This window comes from Kitasatospora sp. NPDC008115 (assembly GCF_042957205.1).
In the GTDB taxonomy this organism is placed as follows: domain Bacteria; phylum Actinomycetota; class Actinomycetes; order Streptomycetales; family Streptomycetaceae; genus Kitasatospora.
Genome location: NZ_JBIBHU010000043.1, coordinates 1 through 11,611 on the forward strand (window position 1 = coordinate 1; position 11,611 = coordinate 11,611).

Genomic DNA, 11,611 nt, shown 5'->3' on the forward strand with positions numbered 1-11,611 from the left:
ACCCCTTTGTGTTCGGCGTTTATTCTTAAAAACTTTCCCTTAACCTCCGCATTTTTTTGGGCGAGGTGGGTGCCGGGGGGGGGGGGCGTTTTGGGGGGGGGGGGGGGGGGGGCGTCCCAACCCCCCCCCCCCCCCCACTCGTCTGAGTCAGCCTCTGCGGCGATCGCCCGGGTGCAGGGCGAGCACGATTTCGACGACTGGGCCCGGCAGCGGTTCCGGCTGCTTTGCAGGCACTCGGCTTGTTCAGGCGGGCCCGGCGGCGATCTCGCCCAGCGCCCAGTCGCTGCGCTGCAGTCCTCCCGAGTCCCGGCCGGTGCCGGACCTGGGCCGGCATGCTCCCGGTTCCGGGCAACGGCCGCCTGGAGGCCTGGCGGGTCACTCTTTCGAGTGGACTCCCCGGCCTGGCGGTTGGGAACACTGCCGCCGTGACCGATACTAATCTGTTCCAGCCGGGCACCCCGGTGGTGTGCCGCGATGTCCATGCCGGCAGGGTGTGGACCGCCATGCCGAAGCGGGTCGTCGAGGACACCGGACACGTGCTGACCCTGGCCTACTGGCCGGGGATCGAGAGCCTGGCCCCGAGGACCTGGATCACCTCGCTCGCCACCGGCGACGACACCGCCCGCAAGCAGGGCCTGGCCGATCTGGCGGCCGGCACCTGGAGGCTCGGCCCCCACCGCTGGCAGCACACCGAGGTGCGCTCCCACTTCCTGGCCGGCGAGTGGTTCTCCGTCCACTGCTTCCAGGACGCGACCACAAGGGAGCCGCTGCGCTGGTACGTCAACTTCGAGCGCCCCTACCAGCGCCGCGGCTTCGGCATCGACACCATGGACCTCGCCCTCGACCTGGTCGTCACCCCCGACCTGTCCGGACACCACTGGAAGGACGAGGAGGAGTACGCGCAGCTGCGCCGCCTCGGGGTGGTCGACGACTACACGGCCCGTCAGCTTGAGCGGGCCCGCGGCCGGGCGATCGGCATGCTGGACGGCCAGGGCGGGCCGTTCGCCGCCGGCTGGCCCACCTGGGCACCGGACCCCGCCTGGCCGCTGCCGATGCTGCCGCCCGGCGCCGACGAAGCGACCCCCTCGACGACGCCCTACCGGGCGTGAGCGCGACGGCGCGGCTGCCCTGGTGCTGGTCTATGCGGCCGCGGGCTGCGCCGGTTCGCTGGTGTGGTGGAGCCGGCTGCGGGCGGTCACCCGGTCCTCCCCGGAGAGTCCCGACCAGTAGGGGTCCGCCCACACCGCGTGGGCAGCCTGCCGCTCGGCCTCCTCCAGCCGGGCGGCAGGCCGCCAGCATGGAAATCCGCTCATCTGGTGGGCCTGGTTGCCACACTGGGCGGATGAACGAGAGATCGCCGGATCAGTGGCTGGCAGCGGCGCAGCATATTGACGCCCGGATCGAGGAACTCCGGCCTCAGGCCGACTACCGCCACGTGGTCGGCCAGCACGTGATCTCCAAGGTGCTGCTCAAACGCTTCGCCGTGCCATTCGGCAGCGCGGGGCTCAAGCTCGTTCCCTTCGACCTGAACCACCCCGACCGGCTGCACAAGCTGGCGGGCCTGCGCGAGTGCGGGAAGGTTGACAACTTTGCACGCTTCGCTTCCGCCTCCCTGGAACAAGTGTGGGGCCGGCTTGAGACACGGATACCCCCCGCTGCGCGCGCGGTAGAACGAGGCGACGTCTTCCAGCACGACCAACACGTGCAGACCCTGAAGGACCTCATCGCCCTGCATCTGGTCCGCTCGCTGAACTACCGCAAGGTTCACAACCGCATCTTCACCAAGGTCTACGCTGAGCACCGCACCTCTCTACTCACTGCCAAGTCCGACCTCCTGCGCCTTGCGGTACTTCAGCGCAGTGGACTCCACCTCGCCGGACCGCAGGGCCTGGCTGCGGCAGCTGACCAGATCCTGCGCCCACACCTCGACAACTTCGAGAACGGTGCGGACTTCAGGGCGCGGATCGAGGACACCTTCGCCAAGGCGAAGGAGATGATCAGCGGAGCCGGATTGGAGATCCTGGTTCCCGCCGCCGGTGAGTTTCTCCTGGGCGACACTCCGGCTCTGGCGATCCAGCAGAGTAGCGACAGAACCGCCTTCACGTTGCGATCGGCGACTCCACCGCCATCGTCCTGCCCTTCGGACCGAGGCACCTTCTGGTCGGCAGAACGCCCCGCAACGGTATGGGTATTGCAGCGGCGGAGGTGGTCGGCTTCCTCAACCGGTTGCAGATCGAGGCAGCGCAGCAGCGTGTCTACCTTCGGCCCAACAGCCGCCAGGACGACTTCGTCCGCAGCTACCTCAACCGGGGCGGCCGGAACTTTAGGAGGTAGAGGTTGGGAGGTTGGTCGTCCGGCCGCCAACCGGCCTCCCGACCGGTCCGCTAACCGGTGGTGAGAACCGGCGCACCAATCAGCGACCGACCCACCCGCCTGCCGCGCCTGAATGCCGGGAAAACCCACAGGTCAAATGCAGTGATGAGTGGCCATCAAGGCGAGGCTCACCACCCTGACAACCTTCTCCTTCCCCTTCCTGTCCCTGGCTTGGTGGTTGGTTGGGCGGGGCGGTGGCGTTGAGGGCCTGCTGCGCCTGCGGCGGGCGTATCTTCTCGCGGCCGGCTGGTGCCGGCCGCCCGCGGTGGGGGCAGGCGCGGCGCGCGGGCGGCCTCTGTTCGGGCCGGTCGGTGCGAGGGCCAGTTATAGGAGGTCTTGCGGCACAAGGGAGAACAGGACGAGGTCGACTCGGCCGGCATGTACGAAGCCGGCGTTCCGCAGGATGCCTTCTCGGTGCAGGCCGGCTCGGAGTGCGACTTTCTGGGAAGCGGTGTTCTCGGTGGCGGCCCGAAGTTCCATGCGCTGGAAGGCCTGGTCCGTCAGCATCCATCTTCCCAGCACCCGGGTGGCCTCGGCGGCGATCCCACGCCCCCTCGCCCAGGGCGCCACCCAGTAGCCGACCTCGCTCACGCGCGCCCGCCAGTCGGTCTTCTTCAGCCCGACGGTGCCCATCAACCGGTCGCTGGAGGCGTCGGCGATCGCGAAGTGGATACCGTCGCCGGACTCACGTAGGGCATGCGCGACCTTGGTGCACCAGGCCTTCGCGTCCTCATGGGTATAGGGCCGGGGCAGAGGGAGCCACCGCTGGGTGAACTCGTCCGAGCAAGCAGCCCGGGTGTCCTCGATGTCGCCATTGGTGAACGAACGAAGCGTCAGACGGCTCGTGTGCATGACCGTCTCAGGGAAGATGCCCGACATGCCCGTCTCCATTCGCAACCCGTCACCGCGGCCGGGCTGACGGTACAGGAGAGCGCCGGCTGTCAGGTGACGAGTCCTGCGCTTTGATCGCCGGCGAGCGTAGCCGTCCGGCGCGTTGGGCGAGGCCGGCGTCGCGGCCCGTACGCGGGGCAACAGGAGGTTCTCGGCGCGGGCGAGGGGGCGGCGGTGTGCCAGTACAGCCGGCGGTCGGCTGCCGGCGACAGGACGGACGCCGGGTCGCCGACGAGCGCCCGGCGGCGAGGAACTCGGCCTCGGCGTCCGCGCACACCTCGCCGCGCCCGTCCGCGTTGTCCGCGCGGCGGCCCCGGGTACGGGCCGCCGTACCGCCGTTGCCGCTGCCGCGCTCGGTGCCTGGCCGCTGCGGCGTGGAGCGGGACTCCGTGCCGGTGCCGCCCGCCGGGCCGGGGCTGTTCCTGTCGGGGGTGGTGTGGGTCCGCCGGCCGGGCCGGGTGGCCGGAAGGGGTTGTCCTCGGGGGCGTCGGGGCACGGTGGGACTCCGTCGCGCTCGCCGGGGCGTCGCTTCCGGAACGCGGGGCCGGGGGGTAGGGGTTCGAGGAACAGGCCGATGAGGTTGTCGGAGACGGGGTGCTACGGCCGTGCTGGTCGTGTCGGGGTTCGATCGGCGGCCGGGTGGGCTTGGTGCTGGAGTTGGTCGGGAAGGCCGGCCGAGGCCGGTTGGGGTGCCCGCGGTGCGTCGGTGACCGGGAGGAGGAGGGGCTGGGGCCGTTGGTGCTTGTCGGCTCCGGCCCGGCGCGAGCTGTTGGCCGCCCTGCTCTCGGCCCCGGACGATCCGTGGTGGGAGGTTCGGGTGTGGCATGCCGAGTTCTGCCCGGTGTAGGGCCGCGCCCCGTGAGCGGCGGTGCCGGAGCCTGTCGGGGTCCTGTGTCGTGTGGGGTGCTGTCGTGTCGTGCGGCCTGTGCGGGTCGGGGCTTGCTCCCGTGCGGGGTCGGGGGTGTTGCAGCTGCGCGCGGCAGGGTGCCGTCGGGGTGGGCGCCGGTCTGTTCAGTGGCCCGTGGTGTGGATGTCGTGGTTCACGTGCGGGTCCGGTTGTGAGTTCCAGAGGTTGACGGTCTCGCGTAGTCGTAGGGGTTTGTCTGCCGGGCCTTTCACCACGGCCGGGATGATGCGGTCTTTGTGGGTGCAGCTGCCCTCGGTGTGTAGTGCCGGGTTCATGCAGTGGTCCCGGCGGTGCGGGCGTACCGGCCACCGGCATGTCCACTGCGGTGCCCGGCGGCCGGACGACGCGGCGGCGTCCTGTTCGGCGGCCGCCGGGGGCCTCGGGCCGGGCGGTCCCGGTGGAAGGTCAGCCGCTTCCGCGGACGCGGACGGTGCCGTCGGGGTCGGGGAGGACGGCGGTGGGCAGGGTGCAGGCGTTGTCGGAGAGGACGGCGAGCCGGCGGACGCCGGCGAGGGCGGCGGTGTCTTCCGGGTCCTCCGGGTCGATCCAGCAGGCGGCGAGCCGGCCGTCGGTGTGCTCGCGCAGGATGTAGTGGCTGCAGTCGGGGTCGAGCGTGCCGAGGACGGTGTCCGGGTCCGCGGTGAAGGGGTTCGGCCGGACGGCCAGCCGGGAGCGCGGCGCGAGGCGGTCGCGCACGGCGTCCACGGTGCCGGGGGTGAGCCGGTGCCAGCGCGCGGTGTTGGCGGCGAAGCGCTCCTCCAGCAGGTGGGCCTCTCCCGCCGCGACCGCGCGCCGCAGCCGTGCCCAGTAGGCCTCGTCGGCCGGCGGTTCCGGTGCGCTTCCGTCGGGTTCGGGCGCGTACGGGGAGGCGGTGAGTGGTTCCGGGAACAGCCCCAGCTCCCGCGCGCGGTCCACTCCGGGGCGGGTCGGTCCGGCGGTGCCGATGTACATGTACTGGTCCCAGCCGACGTGCACGAAGAAGCCTTCCGCCGCCTCCAGCCGGCACCACGCGCCGGCGCCTTGCAGCATCGCCCGGACCAGCTCGACCGCGGTGGCGAGGTCCACCTCGGCGCCGTCGTGGAAGTCGGCAGGTTCGGCGAACAGGCCGGCGAGGTCGTGGGCGGCCGGATCCGGGTCGGCGTCGAAGTGGCCGGTGCCGGAGAGCTCCGGGTCACGGACGGTCAGCCGCTCCACCCCGGCCGCCCGCGCGAACGCGGCGACGGTCGCCAGGTACGCGGCCTCGACCGGCCCCTCGTCGCAGTCGGAGTCCAGCGGTCCGACGTAGTAGCCGTTCCCGTCGCGGTCGGCCGGGTCGTACTTGGTGACGCGGTGGACTCGGGTCTCAGGCACCGGAACACCCTAGGCCCTTGCCCGACGCGGTCGGGCGGGCCGACACCGGGCGGGCAGAGGTGAGCGGCCGCCCTGCACCCGCTTCCTCGGCGTTGACCCGGGCCGCTTCTCGGCCGTCGGGCGGACCTGATGTGGTCGGGTGGCACCCGAAGCGCGCTGGTTGTCACCAGCCGTAATGCGCGACCTGTGTGAAGTCGTGAGTGGAGCACGATGGTTGCCGACGCTTCGGTGCGTGCTACCTGGCACCTGCGGTCGGTGCTCGGGCTTTCTGTTACCTGCCGACGTCCTGGTCGGGGTGCACGCCGCCGTGCCGAGCGGTGCTTGGGTCGGCGCCGGTCGGCCGGTCGCGGTCGGCGCCGTCGTCTCGCAGGGCATGCGGGTCCCGTCCGGCTCGCCGACCGGGGCGTCGCCGTTGCCGGGACGTGGGGCCGGGGCGGGGAGTGTGGGTGGGGTGGTGGGTTCGAGGAAGAGGTCGATGAGTTCGGCGGGGACGGGTTGTTGTCCGGGGCCGGGGCGGGGCCCGCGTCGGGCGGGGAGGGCGCCCGTGGCGGGTACGACGCCACCGCGGCCCGGTGCGCCGGCCGCGTCCGCGCCGCCGGCTCCGCACCCGGAGAACGGCCGCCGGGACCGTGGTCGACGCCGAGCTTGTGGTGGGGTCACAGGTGCCGGAGACCCATGGCCTCACCGCTCTTGATCAGATGGCAGGTCTGGCTTGCTGGGCATCGCGTGGACGGTTTGCCCGGTCGGGGTGGATGATCCGGTCATGCCGACTGAAGAAGAGCTCGACTCCATGGAGGTGCGCATCGCGGCCGCATCCATGGGTGCGTGGATTCCTGTGCTGGCGACTCGCGGTGCGACTGTCGGGGCGAGCCGCATCCAGATCGCCCCAGTCACTGCTGTGGAAGACGATGAGATCTATCTCAGTCGGTTCACCAACGGAGAACAGGTCCAGGTCGGTCCGGACTTGCAACTGGATGCCGATCTCGATTTCAGCGCTTCCGCGCGACAGGACATGCCTCGCCTGATTGCTGAGGTGAGGCGACTGCGCACTCTGCTGGAGGGGGACAGTGATCGGCGGCATGCTGCTTTCGTGGCGCTCCGCGAGCTCGGGCGAAGCCAGGACTACCGTGACCGGGCGGATGCCGGTCGTGGCTTGGCGGGCTTCGCCGACATGCAGGAGGCCCATGGGCCACTGCTGGAGCTCGTGCTTGATCCGGGTGACACCTTCGTCACCCGGGTGACCGCGGAAGCCGTGCTTCGGCGAAGGGACAGGATCGGGCTGACGATAGTCGCCTCCGCGATGGCAGTCGCCAATCCGAATCACAGCGATTGGATCCACACTGCCATCGTCGACGTGTTCAGCATCTTCTCCGAGGACCGGGGCAAAGCGCTGCAGTTGTGCGAGGAGATATTGCGGGACGCTGACGACCGCGTCGCCCGGGGGGCCCGTCAGCTGCGCGACGTCCTGGCCGAGATCGACCCCGTTCTTCGCCCCGCGTAGCGCGGATCAGCCTGCCGGAGCTGCGATCTGGGCTTCGAGGTCAGCGACGCGCCGGACCTGGCCCGGTCACACCCGCCCGGGTATCCGCCGGTCGCCCTGGTCGTCACCGGTGCCGGGCCTCTCGCGCCGGCGAACCGCCAGGAAGCCGTGGCGGACCTGTCGGTGGGCGCGTGGATGCGCCGTCGGCGCATGGCCGCGGGCCTCACCTGCGTACAGGTCGCGAAGCTCGACGGCCTGGACGAGGTGTGGCGCCTGGAGCCGGACTGGAACAGCTCGTACCGCCGGCTGCTCGCCTACCTCGCCGCAGGCGGCACCCGTGGCGGCCCGGCGAATCGCACCGGCCTCGGCGACGACCCGGCCTTCCGGCCCGGCACCTGGCTGCGCAAGCAGGCGGGGGCCTGCACCGAGGGCAAGCTGACCGAGCAGCAGACCGCGCTCCTGGACGCGCTCACCCGGCACGCCGAGACCGTCACCGGCTGACCCGCCCCGCACCGATCCCGCTGTCTCGGCCCAGGGCGACGCCCCCCGCACGGACCGCACCGGCCCAGCTCCCTGCCCACGCGGCGAGCCGCCTAGGCTGGCCCGATGAGTGACGGGGTGTGGGAGGCGTTCTTGGCGGGGGTGGAGCCGGGGGCGCAGCTGCGCAGGCGGTGGCGGTCCGGGCTCGGGGACCGGCCGGACGCGCCCGTACAGGTGCTGCTCGCCCTGTTGGAGGGCGACGAACTGCACTTCCTGCACCGGCGTGGGCTGCCCGCGCCGGTGCTGGACGCGGCGGTCGTGCACCCGTCCAAGGGGGTGTGGGGGCGGGTGGCCGAGTCCGGGGCGCTGTCGCCCGGGCAGTGGGATCGGCTGCTGGACGCGCTCGCCGGGCGCGGGGCGAGCGGGGCCCTGCTCGGGGCCCTGCGCGAGATGCGGGACGACTTCGCCGCGCGCGGGAAGCGCGCTGCGGTCGGGGTGGAGCGCCCGCCCAGTGCGGACGCGGTGGCGCCCCGAACACCCGCGGAGATCGCCGCGCTGGCCGACACCGTCCCCGAGATCCCCGCGGAGGACAGGACGTACGGGCTCTGGTGGGTCGGCGCGCTGTTCCATGACCCGGACGCGATGCGGCAGTTGGCGGCCCACCCGAACCGGTGGGTCCGCCGCAGCGTGGCCCGCGCGCCCCGGCTGCCCCCCGACGTCGCCGCCCGGCTCGGACAGGACGAGGACCGGGTGGTGCGGCTGTTCCTCAGTGAGTCCTGTGCGGACGCCCCCGCCGAGACCCTGCTGGACGTGTGGAGCTGGTGGTCCGGCAGTTTCTCCTTCCCCGGCCGGCCCCGCAACCACCCCAACTTCCCGCGCGAGGGCCTGCGCCGCCACGCGGACGACCCCCGCCCCCGCTACCGGCTGCTCGCCCTGGACGACCCCGCCGCGCCGCCCGTGCTGGCCGTCCGCCTCGCCGCCGACCCCGACCCCGACGTTCGGGCCCGCGCCGCCGATGACCCGCGCCTGCCGTCGGCCTCGGCCCTCGCCCTGCTCGACGACCCCGACCCGACAGTCCGCCGGGTCGCCGCTCGCCACCCGGCGCTGCCCGCTGCGACCCTGGCCGCCCTGCTCCGTGACCCCGGCACCGCCGAGGACGCCGCCCGCAACCCCGCCGTCCCGCTGCCGGTGGCCCTGTGGATGGCCGCCTGCTAGCAGCCGGCCCGGCCCCACGATCCGTGGCCGGAGCGGGTCGCCGCGAAGTAGCTGTTCCGCACCAGGGTCCGCGACACCGACCCGGCCCTCGCCGGCCGGGAGCCGGCCGACCGAGACCGAGTTCCTGCTGCCGGGCGGGCGGCGCAAGGTGCGTCCGGTCGGCACCCGCCCCTGCCCGCCGCCCGTCCTGTGCGTGGTCAGCGCCTGCTGCGCCCCGGGGTGCGGCCGCTCCGTCCGGGGCCGCCGGTATCCCCGTCCCCGCTGGCACCGCCGCCCGGCCTGGCCAGGGCACGGATCCCGCCCCGCAGCCCCGACCCGGCACCCGTCGCGGTTGCTGCTGCTCCCGGGGTGCGGGTGGTTCTGACCGGGGTTTGAGGAAGCGGGTGGCTGGGGTGGGGCGGTCCGCCGGCCGGGGCCGGGGCCCGCCCTCCAGCTCCCGCCCCGGCAGCCGTCCCCGCTGTGCCCCGGGAAGGGGTGCCGTCGTGGGGGCGGCCAGACGCCTACGCCACGCCCTGACCGCCTACCTGGACGCCTGGAACAACCAGGCCGGTGCTGCACACGGAGCGGCGTTGCGTGCCCGGCGGTTCGAGGACATCGACAGGGTGACCGTCGGCGTTCTGACCGGCAGGGCGGCCAGGAGCCAGGAGGACGGGCTCGGCAAGGTGCCGGCCGGGCCGTGGCTGCTGCTCTCCCCAGCCGGTGGCTGCGACCGCGCCTTCGCCGGCATCGGCTGCGTGCCGGCCGCCCTCGCTGCGGGGTGTCGGGCGGGTGTAGCCGTTCGGCACGGTGTGCGAGGTCGGTGGTGGCTGCCCGTAGGCGGGGTAGCAGGAGGTTTTCGGTGCGGGCGCGGGGGTGGCGGTGTGCGGGTACAGGCGGTGGTCGGCTGCCGGCGACAGGCCGCACGCCGGGGCGCCGGGAGCGCCCGGCGGCGAGGAGCTCGGCCTCGGTGTCCGTGAACTGCTCGCCGAGCCCGGCTCCGGTGCGCCTGTCCGCGGTGTCCGCACGGCGCGCCCGGGTACGGGCCGGGCAGGCTCGGCAAGAAGCCCGACAGGGCCGCGCCGGCCTTCACGCCCGTCAGCTTCCAGGCGGCCAGCGGGTGGCCGGCGGCGACGGCCTCGAGGTTGCGGATGCGTTGCCGGGCGGTAGCTACGCAGGTGTCGAGCATGTGGGTGCCAGTCCCTGTCGGGCGGTCGGTGTCCAGCGGTACGGTGGCGCTCCCTCAGGACCATGATCAGGGGATCAACCATGGTGTTCTCGTTCCGCGTTGACAAGGTGACCCTTGCCGACGGCGCCGTCGTCTCCGTTCCAGCCGATGGGATGACGGTGTTCATCGGCCCCAACAACAGCGGCAAGTCGAAACTTCTGGAAGACCTCGCCGGACACCTCGCCAACTACCCCGGACCGCCCGCTACGCCTCGGTGGGTGAGTCGTGTGGATGTTGAGTGCGAAGGGACTTCCGAGGACCTGCTCCAGTACCTGCACAGCGTCGGGCTGGTGCCGCGGGTCCGGCCGGACGGCCAGACGGCCTATCCCCTGCAAGGCCGTGGAAGCATCCCGGGAGACGAGACGGGGATCGCTGAGCACACGTTGACGTCGTGCTGGAACAGCGGCACCTACGGACAGATTGCGCCCCTCCTGCTGTCTGCGCAGTGGACCGGCGATCGGCTCCACGACCAGACGTCCGCCCAGCCCCCGAACCCGATCTACCCGCGCCTATAACAACCTGCCCGGAGTCGTAGAGCAGGGCGACGGATTCCGCAGCTTCGTCAACCTCCTCCTGCACTCACTCGTGCGCCCCACACCCGTCATCGTCATCGACGAGCCCGAGGCATTCCTTCACCCACCGCAGGCCAGACTCCTGGGCCGTATCCTCGCCGAGCGCACACCGTCACCCTGCCAGGTGTTCGTCGCCACGCACAGCGCCGACTTCCTCGGCGGCGTCCTCGAAGCCACCACCAAGCCGGTAGCCCTCGTCCGGCTCACCCGCACTCCAGCAGGCCCCCGTGCGAACCAGTTGGACCCCGAAGACGTCGTCGACATCCTCCGTACTCCCCTCCTGCGCTACTCCAACATCATCACCGGGCTCTTCCACGACGGCGTGGTGCTCGGAGAGTCGGAGGCGGACTGCCAGTTCTACGCCGCGACCTTCGACGTGATCAAGAAGGACGACCGCCCCAACGACAACCTGGTCTTCCTCCACACCAGCGGCAAGACCCGCCTCGCCGACACCGCGGCCAGACTCCGGCGGTGCGGTATACCCGTCGCGGTGATCGCTGATCTGGATCTTCTCAACAACAAACAAACCCTGAGAACAGCCCTCACGGGCGTCGGCGGCGACTGGGAACGGATCACGGCCGAATTCGAGATCCTCGACCGCCACATGCGAGAGGAGAAGAGCATCGTCACCGCCGCCGCAGCCAAGAACCGGATTCTCAAGGTTCTCGGAGACCCGAAGGACGGCGACCTGATTACCGCACAACAGGTCGACGAGATCAGCAGCATGCTCAAGGCCACCAGCAGCTGGGCCCAGCTCAAGAAGGCCGGCCTCCCACAACTCAGCGGCGCGCTGGCCTACCAGGCCACCAAAAGGATCCTCGACGTGCTCGCCGAGCACGGGATCTTCGCGGTGCCGGTCGGAGAACTCGAACGATGGGTACCTGAACTGGCCGTGAGGAAGAACCGGTGGCTCACCCGCGTCTTCGAAGAAGGCCACCACAACAACCCCTCCGAAGACCTGCGCCGCTTCTGTGAACGGATCAAGAGCTACCTGGCCACCGCCGCCTGAGGCTGAGCTCGGCGTGCTTGGCCTTGATTCCGCGTTCCCCCGCGCGGGAGAGCGCGGGGCCGTCTCGGTGGTGCCGAGGTTGTAGACGTGCTTGATGTCGACCACGTCCGGCTGGTGCCAGCGGGGGGTG

10 protein-coding genes are annotated in these 11,611 nt (G+C 71.7%); 7 read left to right on the forward strand and 3 right to left on the reverse strand.

Features of this window, described 5'->3' with window-relative positions:
* The first annotated feature begins 425 nt into the window (after positions 1–425).
* Positions 426–1,109 carry a DUF402 domain-containing protein gene (locus tag ACFZBX_RS34755; RefSeq protein ID WP_391537802.1) on the forward strand — a complete coding sequence of 228 codons (684 nt, stop codon included), beginning with the start codon at positions 426–428 and terminating at the stop codon, positions 1,107–1,109.
* A 30-nt stretch (positions 1,110–1,139) separates the two neighbouring features.
* On the opposite strand, the gene ACFZBX_RS34760 is transcribed toward ACFZBX_RS34755, so the two are convergent.
* Positions 1,140–1,313 carry a hypothetical protein gene (locus tag ACFZBX_RS34760; protein WP_391537803.1) on the reverse strand — a complete coding sequence of 58 codons (174 nt, stop codon included), beginning with the start codon at positions 1,311–1,313 and terminating at the stop codon, positions 1,140–1,142.
* A 29-nt stretch (positions 1,314–1,342) separates the two neighbouring features.
* Here ACFZBX_RS34760 and ACFZBX_RS34765 point away from each other — a divergent pair, with 29 nt between their 5' ends.
* Positions 1,343–2,398 (forward strand): DUF4238 domain-containing protein, encoded by a 1,056-nt coding sequence (locus tag ACFZBX_RS34765; protein ID WP_391537804.1) that lies wholly within the window; start codon positions 1,343–1,345, stop codon positions 2,396–2,398.
* 299 nt (positions 2,399–2,697) lie between these two features.
* Here the strand turns inward: ACFZBX_RS34765 and ACFZBX_RS34770 are convergent, their stop codons facing one another.
* Together ACFZBX_RS34770 and ACFZBX_RS34775 are read right to left on the reverse strand one after the other, a co-directional pair.
* The gene (locus ACFZBX_RS34770; RefSeq protein ID WP_391537805.1) at positions 2,698–3,252 is read right to left on the reverse strand and encodes a GNAT family N-acetyltransferase; all 555 of its coding nucleotides are present in this window, start codon (positions 3,250–3,252) and stop codon (positions 2,698–2,700) included.
* Between the two features lie 1,324 nt (positions 3,253–4,576).
* Positions 4,577–5,521, reverse strand: a complete 945-nt coding sequence (locus ACFZBX_RS34775) for an RNA-binding protein (RefSeq protein WP_391537806.1) — start codon at positions 5,519–5,521, stop codon at positions 4,577–4,579.
* A 763-nt stretch (positions 5,522–6,284) separates the two neighbouring features.
* Here ACFZBX_RS34775 and ACFZBX_RS34780 point away from each other — a divergent pair.
* The 5 genes from ACFZBX_RS34780 to ACFZBX_RS34800 all read left to right on the forward strand — a co-directional run bounded on the left by ACFZBX_RS34780 (position 6,285) and on the right by ACFZBX_RS34800 (position 11,481).
* Positions 6,285–7,022: a hypothetical protein gene (locus ACFZBX_RS34780; protein WP_391537807.1), complete on the forward strand. Its 738-nt coding sequence runs from the start codon at positions 6,285–6,287 to the stop codon at positions 7,020–7,022.
* Between the two features lie 147 nt (positions 7,023–7,169).
* The gene (locus tag ACFZBX_RS34785) at positions 7,170–7,502 is read left to right on the forward strand and encodes a helicase associated domain-containing protein (RefSeq protein ID WP_391537808.1); all 333 of its coding nucleotides are present in this window, start codon (positions 7,170–7,172) and stop codon (positions 7,500–7,502) included.
* Positions 7,503–7,607: 105 nt separating this feature from the next.
* Positions 7,608–8,696: a hypothetical protein gene (locus tag ACFZBX_RS34790; RefSeq protein WP_391537809.1), complete on the forward strand. Its 1,089-nt coding sequence runs from the start codon at positions 7,608–7,610 to the stop codon at positions 8,694–8,696.
* Between the two features lie 1,245 nt (positions 8,697–9,941).
* Entirely contained in the window at positions 9,942–10,415 is a 474-nt protein-coding gene (locus tag ACFZBX_RS34795) for a hypothetical protein (protein ID WP_391537810.1), read from the forward strand.
* Positions 10,321–11,481, forward strand: coding sequence for an ATP-dependent endonuclease (locus ACFZBX_RS34800; RefSeq protein ID WP_391537811.1), 1,161 nt, complete (start codon positions 10,321–10,323; stop codon positions 11,479–11,481). Before ACFZBX_RS34795 ends, ACFZBX_RS34800 begins: the two co-directional genes overlap by 95 nt.
* Positions 11,482–11,611 lie beyond the last annotated feature (130 nt).